Consider the following 19225-nt stretch of genomic DNA (forward strand, 5'->3'; position numbering starts at 1 on the left):
AAATAAAAAAGTATAACTAATGATCAAAATAAGGCTTAAAGAGGTAAAGTAACCTAGAGTCAACGGCGGTTATTTATTAATAAAATATGGTTATAAAAGATTACCAACTTTCACCAAGAAGTTTATCTTTTAAATCTTGGTGATCGGTTTTACCCGAGAAAAAATATTGCTAAAATAAATGCTAATTAAATTATGTTATGAAATTATAGAAAAGTTAGTTAAAGCAAATATATACCCAACCTAATTTAAAAAAAAGGAAAAAATACTTAAAAAAAAACAAACAATTGACTATAATTATGCCCCTGTCTAGCAGGGGTTTTATATTTTTGATGAAATATAACTAAAGTAAGCATTAATTATAATATTAATTACCTTTCAATATCTGTTTTAAAGCTTATTCTCATTGATAATTATATTAATTATTGAATAATCACCATAATGCGATTTGATTGTAATAATCCCACTATTACCATAACTATCTATGACTTCTATTTTAACAATCGCATTTTCGTTTTGATTACACCAATTGAATATTCCAACATTCCTTAATGGAATATTACATTAAAAAATGGAGATTTTTGTACTTGGATTAACAGAACTTAAATTTGGACTATCAGAGCCACCGTAATTGGTAACCTTTTGTTACAGCTGATACTTATAAACAATATTAGTAAACTCTTCGACCCCATAAATACAACTACCAAGCATCAAACCCACTAAGTTTTGAGGAACAACAAAAACAAAATATGATGAAAATGATCCTCCACCCATTCCTACAATAATGTCAGGAAGATTATTATTTAGAAATTTAACAGTATCCAAATTAGCTTTTTTATCTCTTATAACATTAATTAACTTAAAAGTATTATTATCGTTTGATTTCATTTCTTTGAGCCTAATAGATATTTGTTCTAGTTTACTAATACCATTAAAATAAAAAATATCCTTTAAATACTGCCTTTCATTTCCCACTTTAGATATCTTTATTTTATTAGAAATTTCACTGCTACCTTTATTTACTAAGACATTATATTTTGAACGATAATCAATTGGCGTAAACGCTTTAATATGAACAAAGTGTGGATATTTAAATGCTGAACCCGTCTTTCCTTCTGGCCCATTTCGATTGATCGTACCCATCTCACTGGTATTAAAATCACCTACCCCCGGAATATCTATGCCCGCACTGATCTTGAAGCCTTCATTAGGTTCTGTTGCATGTAGGTAAAGCTTGATTACTTGCCCATATTTTCCATAGGTACTGACTTCAGATTTCATTGTATTTGAAGTCGATATTACTTTGGCATAACCAAAATCTTCATTGGTATAAACCCATGGCTTGTAATTAGAATTATCTCCCTGTCTATTTAATCGCTTACCCTCTGTATAATGTACAAGATGTACGGCTTTAAGTAATTCATCATCTAGAATAATCAATATTTTTTATTCTTATCAAATATTCTAATATAAATAATGGCCTGATTTTTACCATTACCAAAAATAGTCGCATACTTATGGTTATTATATCCATCGTTGTCATAATTAAGAATATTTATCCAAAGTAATTCCAATTTACCAAAATCATCCCACACGGTCATAATATGTTTCCTTATACGCTATTATTAATATACTTTGCTGCCTATGCAATAAAAAATATCAAATTTTAGATAGATAGACTTGTTAGTTTTTACTTAAAATAAATGAATATTACATTTAACTATCCTGTATTTTATTTAAACTAATTTTCACAAAAGTAATTCTATTATTTTAATTAAATTTACCGATAAAAATTTAATCTTATTTCAATGAATACTGTTTTTAGATGCCACATCGAAGCCAGTGACACCTCTACTGGTGCTGAAGCTGTTAGAAAAATGCCTATGTTTGTACTTACCCGAGATGGCTTTGTGTTAATTGCTATGAGGTTTACAAGAAAAAAGCTCTGCAATGGAAGAATTACATCAATTCGTTCAATAAAATGGAAACAGAACTCAACAACAAACCACAAAACAGCCTTAACCTTAAAGCAATAGTTTTGATTGAGGACGACAATGTTGTAAGCGTTAAAGAATTAAATGATAATGAATTAGTAATAACCATAGATTTAATAAAATTCAGCGAAATAAAGTAGGCTATATATTCATTCGGATGAAATTATTAAAAATCTAAGTCAATTAAATTGATCCCCAGGCTAAGCCGTGGTTATATAAAAATAATTTTTTATTTGAGAGTAAACAATATAAATAAATTACTATAAATAGTAACATTTAATTACTAATTAATTTTAAATAAAATAATCAAAACAAATAGTTACTATAAAGTTATTCTATTTACAAAAGACATTTAAAATTTTTATTTATAATAATTATATTATTTATTTTCACACTCAGTTATTTTTAGTAGAAAAATCCAGACAGTATCATTTTCGTCACCTGGCCAATAAAGTGAAATGTCAAATTTAAGTCTACTATCTGTATCATATTTTAAATCAATAATTTCGACTTCACCTGTATCTTTATTTTTAATAGATAAAAAACTACCCTTAATTAAATCCTTACCATTTGGGTTATATTCTGTACTAATAGAAAAATTGAATTTTTGTGGTTTATTTTGATCCAGAATCGTAAATAAAACACCGTGTGGGTTGCTATCTTTTGCTGGTTAAACTAACCTATCATTATAATATGGAGTAGATTCTTATTCTATGAATATCGTAAAACCTTGCCAAATATTTAAAGCATAGTCATAAATAACCACACCAACATTATAATGGTTGAATTCAAAATTAGTTTTTATTTTTGGTTGAATATATGATATTTGTATAATAATTATCCTATTTTTATTTTAAGTTCTATAACAAAGTATTAACAATGGCATACTATAACTACTCAAATAAATATATTTTTTATTATATTTATATAATTTAAATTAAAAAATTGATTACATGCAAGCATAAACAAAAATAAATATTTTATATATACTCATTATTATTTATGAAAAATAATATAGTTATAATCATATAATAATTTATTTATATCAATAATGTTTAATTAAACTAATCTTAAAAATTAAGATTGCCAGAATATTAAAATTTATTATCCAATTATTTCTAACCTCAATTCTGCCTCTGATGCCACACCGTAACCGGTGGCATCGCCACCCTAACATCTAGCCAAGTCGACATCGGAATATCACCCTACTCACCAACAGTATAATAAATTGGTTTTCGGTTAATAATCTCTTTAACTCGACAGCGCTGAAAATCTTCTGGTAAATAGTTGTGCTGCCGATGGAAGACGTTGCAGTCGGTTATATTGCCAAATATATCGCTAAAAATATTGATGGTTACTCGCTGGACGGTGATGTTGACTTTGAAACCGGCAAACCACTGACTGAGATGGTCACCGCCGTGACCACCTGGTCATCAACCTGGCGTATTCCACAATTTCAGTTTTATAAACTGCCGTCCAAAGGCGTTTACGCGAATGTCGTCGTTTAAGAAGCATATCCGTTGCCGACACGTTAGGTGAAATCGCGGAACGAAGCGGCCGATGAAGGCGATTTTTCCGCTTATATTCAAGCCCAAGGTGGGCCCCCTGTACCCCGCCGCAATCAACAAACCCTACACGTTGCCTACCAAACCAACGATCAGCTAAACACTTACGATGAAGAAGTGCAAAAAGTGGTCGACATTTATGTCCAACTTAACCCCTCCGCCGATATAACTAAAACCCGTTGCCGAAAATATCGACTAATAAAGAAAGTCGCTGATAGCGAGGACGAAGAGCTTTTAAAAAGTGTCATCGGCGTGCCTCGGAGTTCTGGCAATAACTGTAGAAATGGGGGCGACATGGGAGAGGAGAGAGCTGGGGTAAATATAAAATATAGCCTTATAAAAACAAAAAATACCATTAGTAATGATGATAAGATAGCCAATTGTAACAAGATAATGCATAACAAAAACACAACATAATTAGCAAAAAATCAATTTTATCAATATATTGAAGTAAAATGATAAACTTAATTAATGCCATTATAGCAAATATTCACAATATCCTCTCTAAATTGAATAAAAATTTGATACCATATATTACTTTTCATGATTTATAATTTATTTTTAAGAAAAATTACTGGATTAGCTGGTAACGTAAACGCATTATTAGTGCTTGAAAGATACTCAATCATCAAATATGCTGATATTAAAGGAGTATGCAAGATTATTTGCAATGAAGGAAGGACGACTATGACTAATATATTTGTAAAATTGTTAGGCAAAGATGCTATCGAAAAAGAAAGGAAGTTATCTGAAAGACTAAGAACCTCTCAAACCAAAAGTGTTGAGGTCATTGGTCATAATGGTGCTATTATTGTTTCAAAACAAGATTTAGCCTCCTCTGACAAAGTAAAATCGATGCGTGCAGACACCCATGAAATTATCTCTAATGAAAATAAAATAGGAACATAGATGCTTGCCTTACTAATTATTCCTTTATTACTGAGTGGGTATATTGTTTTAACTCAACACCCTACCAATTACTATAGACTTCATCGTCATGATGGTCAATTACTTTACATGAAAGCAGCTACACTAGGCTTATGGTGCTTTACTTGGACAATATTCTTTGCTTATTTAATTAAATGGATATATCCATCGTTTCATCCATCCTGTAATGTTTATAAAAGAACAATTGAATTTAAATATTAAAAAAGCTGGAAGTGAAAAAATCATTGCTTGGATTATTCTTTTATCAATAAGATCAATAATTGTGGCCTATGTTTGGGCTAAAGCTGCAAAAAAATAGTTATATACAGGGCAAAAATTTATAATTATTTTCTGCATATAAAAATAGATGAATCTGATATCGACTACGAAAACATAGTAATATTAAGAATGCACCAAGAACTAACCAAAGATAATCCTATGGAGGAAATGTTCTTCGACTCCCTAGTTGATAGACGCCAGATCATGATTACATTACAAAACAAAAAAATATACATAGCGATTATCAATGCATTAGGAGAACCTAACGAAAAAGAAGGTCCTAATCAATATATTTCTATTTTACCTATTCTCTCAAGATACAGGCATAAAGATGATCTCAATATAGTTTTAAAAAATGAATATGTTGACCTGAATAATGCAGATACCAGTATTATCCTGCCATTAAAAGAAATAACACAAGTTTCATGGTTTGATGCCAAAATATATAAATAGGTTGAAAATAGCAACGTCTCATAAAAGTCATACAAAAGCTGTACGGCTTTTTACTATTTCATTTTTAACGAATTTTTATGTTAGATTGTTCATTAATAGTGATATAAATCTCTAATTTTTTTGATCTAATGACTTTTAATAAAACAAAAATCATCTATTTATTATTTTGTATATAATTTAGGGAAATACCCACAACTCAATATTCTTAATTTTATACAACAATATTTTTGTTGAAGTATTCCTTTACTCCGATAAATAACTAAACATAAACTTATCTACTACCCACTAAAAAATTATTATCACACGAACCAGTAATATATTTAATAACTTGCAATTATCCATAATAGATTATTTACTGTGGCTATTATTCATTAGAACCAATAAAGGGGAATTCTTGCCCATGATAATTTCAATAATCTTCGGCTTCTTTGCTAAACCGAAAAAGTAATTCTTCACCCGTTGTCCATACCCATTTTAATTCAGAAGCTGAGGCCAGAAACCGCGCACCATCTTTAAAGAGGCGGTATATACGCTTTGACTGAGAATAATATCGGCCAGATTTTTATATTCAGTATCGAATATAATTCCTCGCCAGAATGTACCGTAACTGATACCGATATTACGTCTAAATGGCGCTAACTGGGCCGCGGTCTTACCGGGGCCTCGCGTGCCTTCATACAGTATCTCGTTGCAAGGAAAACTTAGCGATAACGATTGAGAACCCGAAAATAGTTTCAACACTAGGTTGTAATTCATCCACCTAGTGCCTCACTTTGTTGCTGCTGAGCAACTTTTTCTCAATCATCAACACTGTCACATGCCGGGACTGGCATAATGGTTACAGCTAGCTTCTATTTTTTGCGCTATTTGTTCTTTAAATGCCATGACTGAGCCATGCTTACCGAGTAACTCAAGGTTTTTAATTTTGGCTGGCCACCTAATTTTTTTAAACAACGCCTCAGTTATATCTTCCGCCGATGAAATTGCCATAATATCTAAACCGTTTAATGTAGTGCGCCAGACTTTTGGCCATTCTTTGATAGGTTTTAAATCACCTTCATCCATCTGTATCTAGGATCCCGGTTTTTATTAACATTTTCATAATAATTCTGTCTTACTGCAACTAACTTAATATGAATAAACATTGCTTTAATAAACAATTCATTGGCATTATTAACTTTATTAATTGCTCATTTTGTTTTTTCTTGTTTTTCGAATATCTTTATTGCGACAAAATATCCTATAAATGCAGATACAAAAGGTGTGATTATAGGCATAACAATTTGTTTTATTATTGAAAAAATCATATTAAGCATAAAACCGCACCTTTTAATTTACTAATCTAACACCCAATAGTTCAGACTATATAATTAGCTTATTATGATTAAGTTTCTGTAAGACGATTTTGGTGATCGCTATCACATCAAAATTTTTAGATTCAAAATTAATTAACACTGCTGCAATCAAAATAACAACAATACGTAATGATTATTTATTGTTTACTTGGATGTCTCACGTACCTACTTCCTCAAACCAAAAACTGCGGTTGTAATTATTTATTTTTAAGAAAATTTTTGTTTGATATTTACGAAATGGCTTTTAACGTCAAATGTGTGAAAACTTATATAAAAAATTAAAAAAATCTATTTTTGATATTTTGTTTTATTTACACAAATGTTTAATGATTATTAAAAATCCCAGCTATTCTTAATAATGTTTTTTATTTATATTTAAAGGATAAATTATGAAAACAATGTGTAAAATTTTAACAATAATCTCTCTTAGTGGATACCATCTTCTATCAATTGCAACTGAACCAACTAGGGGACCTTATGAAAGTGACAAGAGATACGAAACTGAAGAAACAAAAGTCTATGTAGGTTGCCAATTAGAAGAACAACCTACAAGACATTTGAAATATGAGCCATTGAAATTACCACCAAAATAAAATGATCCATTAAGTATAAAAATTATTTTTTATACTTATAAACCTCACTAGCTCTCTCCCTCAATCCAAAATACTGCGCCTCTAGGGTTTCAAGTTGGCATCTGAGACGGAGATAATTTCGCCAAGCGTCAGACGCCAGTTGGGTGGATCTTGCATCATCCACGCTGGTGGTGGAGGTGGTAATACTGTCGGCCTTTGCACACACCGCGCTTTGACATACAACCGCTTAGTACCATTGTGTAGATCGTCAGTAAGCTTACTAATGTCAGCTTTGGCATGATTAAGTTCCTGTGTCCGTTTACGTTTAGTATCCAGTTGATGCAGTAATTTCACCTCTTTTAAATAGCTATTCTTAAGCTCTGTCTGCTTATCGAGTTCATCCACCAGCTGGTTATATTGATGTTTAATTATATAAAATCACAAGCGACGTAGAAGCCAATATGGCGATAAAAAATGGCAAGGTATTTAATTTCATAAATTGCCTGCTGCCAAGGTAAGGTAAGGTAAGGTAAGGTAAGGTAAGGTAAGGTAAGGTAAGGTAAGGTAAGGTAAGGTTATCATGCTGAAATGTCCTCTTTGCGGCCACTTGTTGTTTTTGATGACGAATTTCAAATACAAAAAGAGCAACCCTAAAGGTTGATCTTTTTTGTTGCTAACTTACTGATAATAAACAAGTCTTTAATATGGCGCCCAGGGCGGGACTTGAACCCGCACAGCCTTAAGGCCGAGGGATTTTAAATCAGTATATTTTTATTTATAAATCAATATATTACATTTATTTTCAGAACATAACGCCAATATAAGTAGTAATAAAAACAATTAAATAGGTAGACAATTTGATTTATATTCTGAAAGAAATAGTCAATAAATTTTAAGTTACTTTTATCCCTTGGTAAGAAGATTTATTTGTCACCCATTTAATTTATCCAACCAAAACACCCTACCATTCGTTTATCTACGGAGAAAATTTTATGTCTAAAATTAATCACAATTCAAAATAATCAATTACCTGTTTGGTCTGACTTTCACAAATCCACTAACACGCAACCCAACACTAATGGTTAACAACTTCCTCCAACGCTGCTAATATGATGTTCCTGTGATGTAGCTAATTTGTTTACGCTTGTTGTTGATTCCAGATTGGATTAATGGGCATTTCTACACGAATATATAGCCATGTCGAGGGTGGAATATTACACCGCTCACCATCGGTGTAATAACCGGATTATTATCGTTAAAGTTTTTGATGCGCCAGTTTTGGAAGTCTTCCAGTAAATGAGCGTGTTGTCGGTGAAAAGTTTGAATCTCAATTCTACCATTAGATAGAATTTTGTCTTTGATATAAACTAACTCTAATCCGTTGCTATTTTTAGGCACAGATATGCCGGCGTTTATACCCCATCCACCATCAGAGTTATAACCCATGACGCCTGAGATGAAATAGGTTCCTACTCTTGTTCGACGAACATTGACTCCCGCCGATTGATCGTTGGTTTCAAAGCTGCCGTCTGGATGAATTTCAATTATCGGAGAAGCTCTTTTTAAAAATCCGTTTGAGTCTACTTTTACATTTCTTGTTGAATAAAATGTTTGCCATGCAGAATATTGATTTGCTCTTTTAACTCTAAATTTTACATCATCAGTTAAATTTTCCTTTCCTATTTGAAAACAATAATCTCCACCATTGGACTGTATAAAATTTGTTCCACCAGCTCCGCTCGGTACACCAGCAGCATCTCCTTTTGCGTTATAAAACCCACCTTTTAGCGTTACATTTATATCGCCAAGAGCAGCTGGATTAACAATTTTGATCCCAAAATCGCCGACATGCATCAAAGTACCATTCTTATCTTGAAAGGCATGATTAGTAACATTGTTTGCATTTTTTGCTCTTATTTTTCCGGTGCTTAATTGCACATCTCCGGTTATCTCGCCGCCAGCTTTATCATATTTTGTATCTAATTTTTTGTTTATTCCTTCAACACTTTTTATATCTGCTTTACCTTTTACTAATTCCTGTAATGCCTTAATCGATTCGAGTTTAATGGTTTTACCACTGGGTAACGTAAGCTCAACGACACTAGTTTCCCCCATCCAGGTATCCATGTTTTATAAAAAATAGAGGATGTAAGTATTCGCTGCAACCAATGCTCTCGCTGCATCACTATTGTTGTTTGGTTCAGTGAGATTAATTGTGTAGGTTGTGTCGGTAGCTGAAAATGTTGTATTTTCAGCAAGCACTAATTCCGTATCACTGTTAACCGCTTTAATCATGTAAGAATAATTAATATCACCGTTTTTAATGAGCATTAACATGCCGGAGGATACTAATGGATTATTGCTATTCCATTTTGTGTCAGTGCCTTTAACAATAGAAGAACCTGACACTATTGTGACTGTGCCGGTGTTGTATATCATTGTTTATTATCTCTAGAAATAAAGGTCGAAGTCGATTACATAAGAGGGCGTGCTGTAAGTTATATAATCAATTGCTGAAGTATCTACAAATACCCACTCCAAATTTCTGCCAGGTTGAATTGTTATTTTGTTACCTTGGAAGCGGTAGCCTCCAGCTCTGCAATATGTCCAATTCTGATAAACGCGATCTATCATTTCTGCGCATTCATTTGCTTGTAACATGGGCCTAGCAAATTTGGCTGTTACACCCTGTTGAGTCAGGGTGATATTAGCGCCAACCAGAAAAGGTAAATAATTAGATGAGTAACTCAATGTTACTTTTTGATTGTAAATATTAAGACCGTAATCTGTTGGTACTAGCGTAAAATCAGTAGTAAATACCAGTACGTAAACATCGGTTTGTGCATTGCTATAAATAACTTTATTGTCTCTAGAAATAGAAACAACCGCATTTTGATTTGTTGGACGAATGAAAACTAAACTTTTATCAATACTAGGAACAGTATTAAGTATAGTATAAGTATCATTTGCACTTATTGATATTTTCTTTCTAAAAACACAATATCCCAACTTTGATTGGTGAGTTATTTCTACTGCGTTACCTAAACCACCAATGAATAACCCATAGTCACTGCTAGCTGCTTGTTTTGGGTAGCCATAAACCTCTATTTTATACCCATTTTCGTACTGTTCACCGTACAAAAATGTCCCTCCGTCTGACACTCCTCCTCCTGTGCCACCCCAAAACCAGTAGATATCCCAACGATCCCAATTGCACTTTAATTAATTTCCTTCAACTCGTATATTTTCAAGTCTCAGTTGACGTACAGCATAACTTCTGGATACATGATAAAGTCTAGATATAACTTTAAGGACGATTATTATATTATATTTATCTGCCTCAGGAATTGTGAAGCTATGATCTCTTTTTCTTAAATCATGATTTGTTGTACTTAAAAGCTTTGTTAGTATTTGACTTTTATTAGTTATTTCAAACTGTTTAAAGCCATCATTTAAATCAACAAACAAACCGTAATCTGACATTATGGCCTCCTGCCTAGTTTTATTACGCCACCAGAAGTGGAATAAACGGCAAGACCTATGTTATCTAACACAATTTTTGAGGCATCTCCCATGATTTTAAAGTCTTTATTAATTACTAAGCGATTAAATTCTGCGACACCTGTTTCACCATCTATCTTGAAACCGGTATTCCCAGCCTGATAATTTTTTGACTGAATAACAGAGCCGATTAATAATTCTTCAATCGTTCCTTTGTCAATAAATATTGTGCGCAAAAATACCTGACCGTTTTTGATAACAAACATCGGTTCCATCTTGCCATTAGCCGGATTGTAGACAATGAAAGTCTGCGCGCTAAAGCCAATTTGTGTACTGACTTTACCGTTCTTTAATTCAGCCCCAATCACCATGCCAGCGTCATAATCCACGCCGTCATAGTGAATCTTGACTAACGATGTCCATGTTGCGCAGAAGCCTCACCCTTTTTCATGTCGTATTTAGCTTGTAATGAATTCTGAGCGGCTGCCCAGGATTTATCTACTATTACCCTGACATGATGGATAGATTCTGCTAAGGCTTTGGTCTCTGTTACCACATAATTGTCAACCCTGACAATTTCAGCTTTCATCTTACCGTTTTGATGCATGAAATACTGTGTATTGTCGTTGAGCCCTTTTGCGTTTTCCAGTATGGCTTATGTGCTACTGTCTATTTCTTTCTTTAACTGTTTAATGGCTTCCGTATCGTTAATTTTTTATCAATTTCATCAAGAATGTCACCGGGTAAACTATCTGGTTTACCTGATGCTTCAACAAAAGGTGATTTTCCATAACTATTTATCGTGCGAATATAGAAAAAATACTCGTGACCAGCGTTAAGATTCTCCTGTGTACAGAACTGACCTTGTCCGACTTTAGTGGCATGATTAATGACTTCATGTTCTGATGCGTCTGGCAATTTTGTAACGCTAAACCAAAATTCAAATGTACTGCCATAGGCGGCTGAATCGCCTAACCTAGGAGCAGCGGTTAATGAAAACATGCCTCCGTAATATCAACATTGATTGGAGGAGGTGGGGCTACATTGAAAAATCACGAATGGTGGGTTGTGATATCGCTCCTGCTGCGTTAACGGCTCTGACTTCAACGCGATAGGTTCCTCTCGGTAATCCAGCAATATCAACACGTTCACCTGGCACTTGAACCGCGTTTGAATGACTTTTCCTTGTTCAATGATATTGACTGTACTGTAACACACATCGGCCACGGCATTTTGCCAGATTAAGTAACCTTGAACCACATCACCGATATTGACAGGCTAAAGGTAAGATTTATCGGGGGCGCAATGCCACCTGTTGGTAGTTCAGTAAATGGCGGCCTTTCAAATTGCTTACCGATAATATCTTCGTAAATATAAGCACCGTCTTCTTCTAACAGCATTTCTACGCCTTCCTGCGGATGAAATTTCCATTCAGCCACGCGAAATTCAAGCGATTTAATGCCTAAATTCGGTAAATCGAGCAATACCACATCACCAGGACGATAAGCGTACCCGTCTAAGTTTAAGGTTAACTGAACGCGTCTACCCGCCCGTTTCTTGCGTAAATAGAGGTTGGCTAAACGTTGAGCTTGATAAGGACTACTAACAAAGCGATAATCGATATTTTCTTTAATCTCAAGTCCATCTTCTTCTACCCATTTATCCATTACAATGGGGCTAAAGTCCGTTTTAGTGTATTTCTGCTTCGCATCAACAAAAGTACCATAAATAGCATTAGTCGCCTCACTTAAGGGCAGTTCAGGCGTAATGCTCACCGTATCAATAATTTGATGAGGCTCAATTTTGAGCGTAGCTGGGACATGGTACGCGCCCACATAATGATGCCATGTTTACCCGCAATGTATGTCGGTTCTGCACCAATACAACGGTGCATATGTTCAATGATAGAAGCAGGGGATTCCGATAACTCATAAGCACCGTTTAAGGTATAACGCGGCTCCGACTTACCCTCTGGGATCGTCACTGACTCATCACATAAATCCGCTGCAATCTTAAAGCATTGAAATCAATATCACTATCGGGGACTTTTAGGTAACTACGATAATAGTCTAAAATAACCAGTGCCCCGTTATTACTCCAAGTGGTTATGTTCGATCTTGGGTCAAACAATTCTTTGCCCCAGACTTCCGTTTTAACGTTAGGTACACCGTAGGGGTATTTTTCAGCATCATAGCGTAGCGTTAACCTAATCCAGGCTAAAATGCTGCCTATCATGTCGTTTTTCCAGCTTGGTGCATTTTTCAGCAAATAAGGATCAACGCTTTTTCTATCGTTATGTAATTCGTAATCGGCTTTATCACCAAAAGAGTCAATCGTATCGTCGTTAAGCCAAATTTGACCAATGCGACTAATTTTATGACCGGCCAGCGTGATTGCTAAGAAAAGTTTTTCGTTTTTATCCTGTTCGCCTTTCTCTTCTTCTGCAAAAAAAATAACCCAGAGCAAACCGTTTTACCTACAATCACCGCTTATGACGCCGTCGACAAGCGTAAAATCTGCTTGCGCTCAGCTTATTCTCGATAGCCCCCGCTTGGCATTTTGTCTTGAAATAACAATGAACCTGCGGTTTGGACAGCCAAACCCGCTGCCATCAACGCCAGCCCCAAACCGCCGGTTGCCAGTACGCCAGTCACCATCAACCCTACACCAATTATGCTTGTGACGGTCTTGCCCATTACTCAATTCTCTATGCCATGATAGGAATTTTATCAACCGGTCTTGCGCCAATATTAGTCACCGCCCAAATCTTGTTGGTCCATAAAACACCCAGTATTAAGCCTTCATCCCCATCAAACATTACCACATCGCCATGTCCTGCCTGTTGAACAGGAACCGTGTTGAAAAAACGGCTTACACCCTGCTGTAAATCACCAAATTTATTGCTTAATACCCGTAATGCGCCCGCCTTTGAGTGATAACGTCCGCGAATTTCCAAACACGGGTTAAAATCGCAAACGGCTATCACACAGTCGGCAGTAAACAAACAGCAATCGTGTTCACCCCATGAAAAAGGGCGACTCATCACCGCCCTTAGGGTATTTGGTAGTCTGGTTGCCCAGTCTGGATGTCGCATTAAAATTTATATCCTAAACCAATGGTAAAAGCGTCTCTTTTCCAATCACCACTGCCTGAACGTTCATAGCCCACATCTAAAGTAGCTCCTTGCCAGAAGTTGACTTGCATTCTTACATCGTAAGCCAACTCGGTTTTGTTATCTGAATTTGAATGTTTAGCGCTATTAATTAATTCATTATCTCTAAACTCTTGTGAACTTGATTCATAAGAAGATTTCTTATAAGCGCCGCCGATTAATCCATAAAGGCTGACATATTCATTAACGTGATAAGTGGAACCTACCATCAAAGAAACATAATTACCGGTTACTTTACCTGTAGCATGTATTCTATCTTTTTTATCATTTTTATCCTCCTTTGCAGTAGCATTATAATCTTTGGTAGAATAGGCAATTAAACCGATTACACCCCATTCGTCATTGATTTAATATCGATAATGCATAAAAGCACCACCTAAATCATGGTAACTGTCTGAGGAAAGGATTGCCGGTTTACCAAAATGACTATTAATTTCATCTTTCGCTTTTTTAGCGTTATCGTTGAGTAAATTAACCTGGTTTTTGACTCCACCGGATTTTACATTCAAATACTCAAAAGAGAGCCTACTCTCACCAGCCTTTGCCATTAACAATGCCGGAACGACTACGCGCTGCGTCTAAGATTGATTTTTGAGTGTTATCAACGGGTTTTGCAGTTTTAATCTGCGTATCTTGTATTTCACGCAATCGTGATAAATGTGCATCAACCGATTTGATTTCTGCCGTTAGGTTGTCGTAGTTTTCTGACTCTTCTTGGTCAAGTGTGTGGGCTTCTTCGGCAGCTTTATTCATGATGTCTAAACGAGCAGCATCGTTAGCAGAGCGCTTAGATTCAAATGATTTTATTTGTTCAGCGATAGTCATCTGACTTTCCTTTTTATTGATTGATGCTGAAACGCCAGCTTTTGAATTTGATAATTTATTTTTTTGCCTAGTGCCGGACGCGGCAGACGGGGTGAATAATGATTTTATGGTTTGAATATTACATTCTGCGTTAGCAGGAATAGTGAAAGCGGAAAGTTCATTCCATTGCCATTTTGTAAAGTGAATGCCGCCTTCATCAATGAAGCTATACTCAAGCGGTCTAAAACCGATAGAAAGCCCTTTTACAAGCCCAGATTTATTAATTCCCAGGCTTCTTCAAGCCTTGCTGATAACCTTGAGGGTGATGCTACTCTGGCTAATTTTTGCTTTGACTTCAATGCCAGCTTTTGTAACTTTGGCCTCTAGCACTTCACCTATCGGTTCGTCCTGATTGTGTTGCCATAGCAGAGGGATAAGCAACGTAAATACTCCACCATCTGGATTAACAATATCGCCGTAAAAATCTGTCGAGGGTGTGGTTGCAACACCTGTTATTTCCCTTTTATCTTCATTGACGGATTTTATCGTCAGAAGACTATAGGAACGTTTATCTTGCATAACGACTCCAGAAAAACCATGTTAACACGAGGTTTTCATTAAAATAAGATATTGATTAAACTAAGAAGACTTTATATTCTTTTTTTGCGGGTTCTGGATTTAACGCCATCAGCGAAATGGCATTAAAGAGCGCCATTAGCGGGTCAATTTTTGCCCTACCGCTGGCTTGTTTTGTGATTAATATGGCATTACCTTTTGGCTCAATACGAGCGTTACTCACGCACCTGTTCATCATCGACTGTTCTGCGTGGATTAACGCTTCTTCTGCTAATTTGCGTTCTGCAGTTTGAATGGCGCCACCTAATCGCCATCCCTGCGATATACCGACAATACTTTCCTGTGGTATTCCTCGCTGAACAATTTCATCTAAAATTCCACCAATTCTTGCTGGATCGACACCGATTTTATCGAGTAATCCATATTGATAAATATGTTCAACAATATTTGCCAGTGCGCGCGTGTCATCGCCTACCTATTTCACTAAAGTGAAATCCCCTTCTTTTTCAAAATCAAGCAACTTTATCGCTTCACTTTTTCGCCACTCAAGAACAGAGGTGTGTCCCCAGGCATATGCCATGACAGCCATTTTCGCGTGTCGTTGCAGCGACCAACAATAGACAATCCAAGAAGGTCATCAAGCCCACCGCCGTCGATACCCATCGTCATAACCTCATAACGATTAAGTAACGTCTCCAATGTCAATTTGCTATCAGATTGTTGTGACCAAAAATCAGCGCCTGCCCAGCGATCAGAACGTAGAGCTAATCCAATTTCCACATTCGCATGCTTGGCTAAAAATCCCCTAAGGGACGCTTCACCACTTTCTTTTGCCTTTTGATATTCTCGATTTTAAAAAGCCTTATCAACAGAATAACCTAAATTAGGATTAACCATTGCAATATTCTCAAGCAACAGATGCTCACCCTTTTCTACCATCTCAGTAGGGTGTTCAAAAATAACGGGTAAAAAATGTGGGTCGTGTATTTTGCCGTCACGAACATCACGTGCATACTGCAATTTCTGTTTAAACACCCCTGATGGCGGTTTATTTGATTGCGTGGTGATATAAATGACAAATCCTTCAGGGCGTGAAGCTAGCCCACCAATCGCCTCACGTAACATGTCTTCGGCTTTATCCTGTTTTCCAAATAGCCATAATTCATCAATCAGCGTGCCTACAGATTTGATACCAGATACCGTATTCGGGTCAGCAACCACAACCTTTCACGTTGTGTTTGTGTTGCAATGTGTAATTGTTCTGATATGTGTTTGTACTTGAAGCAGATCATTTAAATCATCCTCATCTCTGGCCATATCCCTAGCGGGATTAAACGCATTGTTCGCCACTTCAACTGTCGGGGCGATAATGGTATAGCCAGCCGCTAACGTTGATTTACTATTTTTCTTAGGTATCAATATAAAAACTTCAGTGATATGTCTTCTGCCCGTTTTAACATTGTAGGAGCCAAAAAGTGTCGCAACTAAATAAATACTCATTGAACGCACGATTCGCCAAATGTAGGGCTATTCGGTGCATCAACAATCTTAAGCTGTTTGAAAATATTGAGTGCTTACTCGGCCTGTTCACGGTAAATAGGCTTAGGAATGATTGATATTCCCTGTTTTATACGCTCAGTCCAATCTGGACAAGCGGTTGACCACTGTTCCATAATCTGGCCCTTGTTTTTGTTTAAGTTAGCAGTGGTTATTTAATGTTTAAAGGATGGTATAGGTAACGCTGTAAATCGATTAACTGCTTGCGCTCTCTCTGCTTTTAACTCTTTTTTTCCCGGATCATCTAGCTTTCTGTGAACATACGGCGCTAATTTAGCTGCTGCGTCTAATGCCAGTTTTGGAACGGTAGTTATGTTGCTAACCATGATTAACGTCATCACCCTAATCGAATCTTTCAGTTCTTCATCTGACAGGTTATCTTTTTCGTCAACAGGCTGATTAATTTTCATACTTGCGATCAACATTTTCAAATATTTAACAACGTCTTTGTCTTTAACTAAATGGCTGCCTTTTGATATTACGCTTTTTTCGCTGTAACCAGCGTCAATAGCGGCTTCTCGCTGATTTTTACCGGCGTGCAAAGCTTCAGCAAATTTCTTTTTTTATTGTTAGCGTATCGTTTTTTCACAAATGTTGATCTCTTTAAAATGGGAATTTTTTCTGTGAATGAGAGGACGGGCGGTTTTTTAAAGTAGGGCGGTTACTTTTTTTGACCCCCCTGTTTTGTATTTAAAAATAAGGGCTTGTCAAATCGCTTTTTGTCTTTCGTTGATGGCAGCTGTCTTCGCCTATATAAAAGATTTGACAGTTCTCAATAGTATCAGCACCCCCTTTAAACAGCGGGATGATATGATCAAGCTCAAATCCTGACGGGTAATGGACCAGGCGACCACACACCACGCAGTACGGGTTATCTTTCCACACCTCAAGACGACGCTTTTGTAGTTGGTATCCAGTAATATGTCGATTGCTAACATAATAGGGTTTAATAGCGGTGTTATTGAATATCATTAATCTTAGCTTCAACATTTTAAGTTTCATTTTATTTTCACTTTAACGAACAAAATGCTGATTTTAACTATGATAATGCTCATTAAATCAATAATACTGGTTACTATCCAACCGCAGTAGGCAACAATGACAAAATTAATGATAGTCAAACTGCTGTTTAACCCTTTCATTCATATTGTTTTATCATTAAAGTTTTTAACATATCTCTATTATCAGTCTTTATTTTTACTGTTATTTCTGGAGAATTGTTTTCAGACATCATTCACCTATTTCAAATTAATGTTTATGTTTAGCCGCACGCTCGCAGGATTATAAGCGTTAGCATTGGAAATTATTTTCGCTTATTTTCAATCTGCCTGATGGCCGCCTTATCCTGGTTATACATCTCCAGCGCCAGTAGCAGTTACACATTGAGTATCAGGCTATCAATCCAAGTCATCTGTTTAGAAATAACTGGCAAAGCGCAATCATCGAGTAGTGTGCTAGGGATGGGTGCTGGCCGCACGGGAAGATATTTTATCGGCGTGCGCACGCAACCGGTTAACAGCGGCAGTAGGCACATGCAGATGAGCAAAGCGTTCAGGCGTAATCGCTTGCTGTATCGCTTGCTGTATCTCAATAATTTGAAGCTGTGATTGGTGTACGGCCTGTTGGTGGGCATCCTGGGTGGGGCCTCCCGCTATCGTGTTAAAAATATCAACTGCCTGCGCATAATGGGTAAACTAAGCACGGGCTACGTCACGCTCAGCACTCACCGACTGGTTAGCCAGTTTCAGGCGGCCATTCTTGATATACTGAAGCCTGACTACGATGGAAAGGGCGGTTATCGTGGCAAGTAATCCAGCTGAGAAAAGGAGTTTCCAATGCATGCCGTTAATCCGGTAGACAAAGCTCACGCTCTACCGCCCGGCGATTAACCAGCCCTTTTGATACCTTGCCTTCGTCATATTTCCAGCGCCGCATTTCATCACAGGCGCCGCGCATATCACCGGCATTCAGTTTTTTCAGTAACGTTGAGCGTGCAAAAGCTCCGCTACCCACATTATAGATAAATGAGGTTAGCGCAGCTTTCTGCATTTCAGTCAGCGGCACGGTAACGTGAGTCTCAACCACGACCATCGCCGCTTTCAGGTCACGCTCCAGCAGCGCTTGGCATTCCGCGTCTGTGTAGCGCTTACTGGGAGTAACCTCTTTCCCGGTATGCCCGTAGCACACGGTTAGCACGTCACCCCCATCTTTATAGGGTTTGTGCATCATGCCTTCGTGCCATTGCACTAATACCGCCGCAATAGCAACGGCGCTTCCTGCCATTGCAGTCACCAGTCGTCGTTTAAGGTCAGGACTCATTCTCTTTTCTCACCCGAAAACGGTATTCTTTATGTCGGTAGTACCAATTCACTCCACAGGTCAATAGCGTACAAACGATACCGGTAATCAGCGCCCAGTCACTGAGCGAAAATACGCCCAATAGACAAGTGGCAAAGCTCTAGCTGTAAGAGGA

Annotated in this window: 30 protein-coding genes and 4 pseudogenes; 7 read left to right on the forward strand and 27 right to left on the reverse strand. The window is 36.5% G+C overall.

What is annotated here, in order from left to right; translation table 11 throughout:
* Window positions 1-642 precede the first annotated feature (642 nt).
* Together ARADI_RS04060 and ARADI_RS04065 are read right to left on the reverse strand one after the other, a co-directional pair.
* Entirely contained in the window at window positions 643-1437 is a 795-nt protein-coding gene (locus ARADI_RS04060; protein WP_119711210.1) for a hypothetical protein, read from the reverse strand.
* The gene (locus ARADI_RS04065) at window positions 1434-1598 is read right to left on the reverse strand and encodes a hypothetical protein (protein ID WP_182853069.1); all 165 of its coding nucleotides are present in this window, start codon (window positions 1596-1598) and stop codon (window positions 1434-1436) included. The genes ARADI_RS04060 and ARADI_RS04065 overlap by 4 nt, the downstream gene beginning before the upstream one ends.
* Before the next feature lie 1691 nt (window positions 1599-3289).
* Here ARADI_RS04065 and ARADI_RS04070 point away from each other — a divergent pair.
* The 5 genes from ARADI_RS04070 to ARADI_RS17230 all read left to right on the forward strand — a co-directional run bounded on the left by ARADI_RS04070 (window position 3290) and on the right by ARADI_RS17230 (window position 5215).
* Entirely contained in the window at window positions 3290-3499 is a 210-nt protein-coding gene (locus tag ARADI_RS04070) for a hypothetical protein (protein WP_182853070.1), read from the forward strand.
* Between the two features lie 27 nt (window positions 3500-3526).
* Complete coding sequence (locus ARADI_RS04075; RefSeq protein ID WP_182853071.1) at window positions 3527-3973, forward strand: hypothetical protein; 447 nt, start codon at window positions 3527-3529, stop codon at window positions 3971-3973.
* A 126-nt stretch (window positions 3974-4099) separates the two neighbouring features.
* Window positions 4100-4465 carry a hypothetical protein gene (locus ARADI_RS04080; protein ID WP_119711211.1) on the forward strand — a complete coding sequence of 122 codons (366 nt, stop codon included), beginning with the start codon at window positions 4100-4102 and terminating at the stop codon, window positions 4463-4465.
* Window positions 4466-4670: 205 nt separating this feature from the next.
* Window positions 4671-4802, forward strand: coding sequence for a hypothetical protein (locus tag ARADI_RS19450; RefSeq protein WP_255420604.1), 132 nt, complete (start codon window positions 4671-4673; stop codon window positions 4800-4802).
* A gap of 119 nt (window positions 4803-4921) precedes the next feature.
* A complete protein-coding gene (locus tag ARADI_RS17230) occupies window positions 4922-5215 on the forward strand; it encodes a hypothetical protein (RefSeq protein WP_238149103.1) in 294 nt (97 codons plus the stop codon).
* 412 nt (window positions 5216-5627) lie between these two features.
* Here the strand turns inward: ARADI_RS17230 and ARADI_RS17235 are convergent.
* Together ARADI_RS17235 and ARADI_RS04090 are read right to left on the reverse strand one after the other, a co-directional pair.
* A pseudogene (locus ARADI_RS17235) lies at window positions 5628-5971 on the reverse strand (terminase); the annotation flags it as partial.
* A gap of 57 nt (window positions 5972-6028) precedes the next feature.
* Window positions 6029-6280 carry a hypothetical protein gene (locus ARADI_RS04090; RefSeq protein WP_119711212.1) on the reverse strand — a complete coding sequence of 84 codons (252 nt, stop codon included), beginning with the start codon at window positions 6278-6280 and terminating at the stop codon, window positions 6029-6031.
* 679 nt (window positions 6281-6959) lie between these two features.
* On the opposite strand from ARADI_RS04090, the gene ARADI_RS04095 reads away from it, so the two are divergent.
* Window positions 6960-7163, forward strand: a complete 204-nt coding sequence (locus ARADI_RS04095) for a hypothetical protein (protein ID WP_119711213.1) — start codon at window positions 6960-6962, stop codon at window positions 7161-7163.
* Between the two features lie 81 nt (window positions 7164-7244).
* Here ARADI_RS04095 and ARADI_RS17240 read toward each other — a convergent pair whose 3' ends face one another.
* The 21 genes and pseudogenes from ARADI_RS17240 to ARADI_RS20640 all read right to left on the reverse strand — a co-directional run bounded on the left by ARADI_RS17240 (window position 7245) and on the right by ARADI_RS20640 (window position 18286).
* A complete protein-coding gene (locus tag ARADI_RS17240; protein WP_119711214.1) occupies window positions 7245-7547 on the reverse strand; it encodes a lysis system i-spanin subunit Rz in 303 nt (100 codons plus the stop codon).
* Window positions 7548-8321: 774 nt separating this feature from the next.
* Entirely contained in the window at window positions 8322-9257 is a 936-nt protein-coding gene (locus tag ARADI_RS04105; protein WP_147392347.1) for a phage tail fiber protein, read from the reverse strand.
* Between the two features lie 15 nt (window positions 9258-9272).
* Window positions 9273-9581 carry a hypothetical protein gene (locus ARADI_RS04110; RefSeq protein ID WP_119711216.1) on the reverse strand — a complete coding sequence of 103 codons (309 nt, stop codon included), beginning with the start codon at window positions 9579-9581 and terminating at the stop codon, window positions 9273-9275.
* A 12-nt stretch (window positions 9582-9593) separates the two neighbouring features.
* Complete coding sequence (locus tag ARADI_RS04115; protein WP_147392348.1) at window positions 9594-10283, reverse strand: DUF6453 family protein; 690 nt, start codon at window positions 10281-10283, stop codon at window positions 9594-9596.
* An 81-nt stretch (window positions 10284-10364) separates the two neighbouring features.
* Window positions 10365-10625: a hypothetical protein gene (locus tag ARADI_RS04120; protein ID WP_119711218.1), complete on the reverse strand. Its 261-nt coding sequence runs from the start codon at window positions 10623-10625 to the stop codon at window positions 10365-10367.
* Window positions 10625-11032: a phage tail tip fiber protein gene (locus ARADI_RS04125; protein WP_182853072.1), complete on the reverse strand. Its 408-nt coding sequence runs from the start codon at window positions 11030-11032 to the stop codon at window positions 10625-10627. The genes ARADI_RS04120 and ARADI_RS04125 overlap by 1 nt, the downstream gene beginning before the upstream one ends.
* Before the next feature lie 20 nt (window positions 11033-11052).
* Window positions 11053-11250, reverse strand: a complete 198-nt coding sequence (locus tag ARADI_RS04130) for a hypothetical protein (protein ID WP_119711220.1) — start codon at window positions 11248-11250, stop codon at window positions 11053-11055.
* 74 nt (window positions 11251-11324) lie between these two features.
* Entirely contained in the window at window positions 11325-11645 is a 321-nt protein-coding gene (locus tag ARADI_RS17245; RefSeq protein WP_238149104.1) for a phage tail tip protein J-related protein, read from the reverse strand.
* Between the two features lie 239 nt (window positions 11646-11884).
* Window positions 11885-12418 (reverse strand): phage tail protein, encoded by a 534-nt coding sequence (locus ARADI_RS17250; protein WP_238149105.1) that lies wholly within the window; start codon window positions 12416-12418, stop codon window positions 11885-11887.
* Window positions 12415-12627, reverse strand: coding sequence for a hypothetical protein (locus ARADI_RS17255; protein ID WP_238149106.1), 213 nt, complete (start codon window positions 12625-12627; stop codon window positions 12415-12417). The genes ARADI_RS17250 and ARADI_RS17255 overlap by 4 nt, the downstream gene beginning before the upstream one ends.
* A complete protein-coding gene (locus ARADI_RS17260; protein ID WP_238149107.1) occupies window positions 12624-13109 on the reverse strand; it encodes a hypothetical protein in 486 nt (161 codons plus the stop codon). Before ARADI_RS17260 ends, ARADI_RS17255 begins: the two co-directional genes overlap by 4 nt.
* A gap of 65 nt (window positions 13110-13174) precedes the next feature.
* Complete coding sequence (locus tag ARADI_RS17265) at window positions 13175-13339, reverse strand: hypothetical protein (RefSeq protein WP_238149108.1); 165 nt, start codon at window positions 13337-13339, stop codon at window positions 13175-13177.
* A gap of 11 nt (window positions 13340-13350) precedes the next feature.
* Window positions 13351-13737: a DUF6950 family protein gene (locus ARADI_RS04140; RefSeq protein WP_119711221.1), complete on the reverse strand. Its 387-nt coding sequence runs from the start codon at window positions 13735-13737 to the stop codon at window positions 13351-13353.
* Window positions 13737-14162 (reverse strand): Ail/Lom family outer membrane beta-barrel protein, encoded by a 426-nt coding sequence (locus ARADI_RS04145; RefSeq protein WP_119711222.1) that lies wholly within the window; start codon window positions 14160-14162, stop codon window positions 13737-13739. The genes ARADI_RS04140 and ARADI_RS04145 overlap by 1 nt, the downstream gene beginning before the upstream one ends.
* Window positions 14163-14363 (reverse strand): hypothetical protein, encoded by a 201-nt coding sequence (locus ARADI_RS04150; protein ID WP_147392350.1) that lies wholly within the window; start codon window positions 14361-14363, stop codon window positions 14163-14165.
* Window positions 14347-14640, reverse strand: a complete 294-nt coding sequence (locus tag ARADI_RS17270) for a hypothetical protein (RefSeq protein WP_119711223.1) — start codon at window positions 14638-14640, stop codon at window positions 14347-14349. Before ARADI_RS17270 ends, ARADI_RS04150 begins: the two co-directional genes overlap by 17 nt.
* Window positions 14641-14916: 276 nt before the next feature.
* A complete protein-coding gene (locus ARADI_RS17275; RefSeq protein WP_119711224.1) occupies window positions 14917-15198 on the reverse strand; it encodes an HK97 family phage prohead protease in 282 nt (93 codons plus the stop codon).
* A gap of 55 nt (window positions 15199-15253) precedes the next feature.
* A pseudogene (locus ARADI_RS17280) lies at window positions 15254-16868 on the reverse strand (terminase large subunit).
* A 39-nt stretch (window positions 16869-16907) separates the two neighbouring features.
* Window positions 16908-17300 (reverse strand): annotated as a pseudogene (locus tag ARADI_RS04170) (terminase small subunit); the annotation flags it as partial.
* Window positions 17301-17442: 142 nt separating this feature from the next.
* The gene (locus ARADI_RS04175) at window positions 17443-17754 is read right to left on the reverse strand and encodes an HNH endonuclease (protein ID WP_119711226.1); all 312 of its coding nucleotides are present in this window, start codon (window positions 17752-17754) and stop codon (window positions 17443-17445) included.
* 373 nt (window positions 17755-18127) lie between these two features.
* Window positions 18128-18286: a hypothetical protein gene (locus ARADI_RS20640; protein ID WP_182853073.1), complete on the reverse strand. Its 159-nt coding sequence runs from the start codon at window positions 18284-18286 to the stop codon at window positions 18128-18130.
* 76 nt (window positions 18287-18362) lie between these two features.
* Between ARADI_RS20640 and ARADI_RS20645 the strand changes: the two genes are divergently transcribed.
* Window positions 18363-18563, forward strand: coding sequence for a hypothetical protein (locus ARADI_RS20645; RefSeq protein ID WP_182853074.1), 201 nt, complete (start codon window positions 18363-18365; stop codon window positions 18561-18563).
* Window positions 18564-18597: 34 nt separating this feature from the next.
* Here ARADI_RS20645 and ARADI_RS04190 read toward each other — a convergent pair whose 3' ends face one another.
* Together ARADI_RS04190 and ARADI_RS04195 are read right to left on the reverse strand one after the other, a co-directional pair.
* A complete protein-coding gene (locus ARADI_RS04190) occupies window positions 18598-19071 on the reverse strand; it encodes a lysozyme (protein WP_119711227.1) in 474 nt (157 codons plus the stop codon).
* Window positions 19061-19195, reverse strand: a pseudogene (locus ARADI_RS04195) (HP1 family phage holin); the annotation flags it as partial. The pseudogene ARADI_RS04195 and the gene ARADI_RS04190, both read right to left, overlap by 11 nt.
* Window positions 19196-19225: the final 30 nt, after the last annotated feature.

This window comes from Arsenophonus endosymbiont of Aleurodicus floccissimus, assembly GCF_900343025.1.
Classification (GTDB): domain Bacteria; phylum Pseudomonadota; class Gammaproteobacteria; order Enterobacterales; family Enterobacteriaceae; genus Arsenophonus.

Coding starts and splice junctions, on each gene's coding strand:
- ARADI_RS04065 (WP_182853069.1), bottom strand. CDS start 1,598: ATGACCGTGTGGGATGATTTTGGTAAATTGGAATTACTTTGGATAAAT.
- ARADI_RS04070 (WP_182853070.1), top strand. CDS start 3,290: ATGGAAGACGTTGCAGTCGGTTATATTGCCAAATATATCGCTAAAAAT.
- ARADI_RS04080 (WP_119711211.1), top strand. CDS start 4,100: ATGATTTATAATTTATTTTTAAGAAAAATTACTGGATTAGCTGGTAAC.
- ARADI_RS19450 (WP_255420604.1), top strand. CDS start 4,671: ATGTTTATAAAAGAACAATTGAATTTAAATATTAAAAAAGCTGGAAGT.
- ARADI_RS17230 (WP_238149103.1), top strand. CDS start 4,922: ATGGAGGAAATGTTCTTCGACTCCCTAGTTGATAGACGCCAGATCATG.
- ARADI_RS04090 (WP_119711212.1), bottom strand. CDS start 6,280: ATGGATGAAGGTGATTTAAAACCTATCAAAGAATGGCCAAAAGTCTGG.
- ARADI_RS04095 (WP_119711213.1), top strand. CDS start 6,960: ATGAAAACAATGTGTAAAATTTTAACAATAATCTCTCTTAGTGGATAC.
- ARADI_RS04105 (WP_147392347.1), bottom strand. CDS start 9,257: ATGGGGGAAACTAGTGTCGTTGAGCTTACGTTACCCAGTGGTAAAACC.
- ARADI_RS04110 (WP_119711216.1), bottom strand. CDS start 9,581: ATGATATACAACACCGGCACAGTCACAATAGTGTCAGGTTCTTCTATT.
- ARADI_RS04120 (WP_119711218.1), bottom strand. CDS start 10,625: ATGTCAGATTACGGTTTGTTTGTTGATTTAAATGATGGCTTTAAACAG.
- ARADI_RS04130 (WP_119711220.1), bottom strand. CDS start 11,250: ATGCATCAAAACGGTAAGATGAAAGCTGAAATTGTCAGGGTTGACAAT.
- ARADI_RS17245 (WP_238149104.1), bottom strand. CDS start 11,645: ATGTTTTCATTAACCGCTGCTCCTAGGTTAGGCGATTCAGCCGCCTAT.
- ARADI_RS17265 (WP_238149108.1), bottom strand. CDS start 13,339: ATGGGCAAGACCGTCACAAGCATAATTGGTGTAGGGTTGATGGTGACT.
- ARADI_RS04140 (WP_119711221.1), bottom strand. CDS start 13,737: ATGCGACATCCAGACTGGGCAACCAGACTACCAAATACCCTAAGGGCG.
- ARADI_RS04150 (WP_147392350.1), bottom strand. CDS start 14,363: ATGGCAAAGGCTGGTGAGAGTAGGCTCTCTTTTGAGTATTTGAATGTA.
- ARADI_RS17270 (WP_119711223.1), bottom strand. CDS start 14,640: ATGACTATCGCTGAACAAATAAAATCATTTGAATCTAAGCGCTCTGCT.
- ARADI_RS17275 (WP_119711224.1), bottom strand. CDS start 15,198: ATGCAAGATAAACGTTCCTATAGTCTTCTGACGATAAAATCCGTCAAT.
- ARADI_RS04175 (WP_119711226.1), bottom strand. CDS start 17,754: ATGAAACTTAAAATGTTGAAGCTAAGATTAATGATATTCAATAACACC.
- ARADI_RS20640 (WP_182853073.1), bottom strand. CDS start 18,286: ATGTGCCTACTGCCGCTGTTAACCGGTTGCGTGCGCACGCCGATAAAA.
- ARADI_RS04190 (WP_119711227.1), bottom strand. CDS start 19,071: ATGAGTCCTGACCTTAAACGACGACTGGTGACTGCAATGGCAGGAAGC.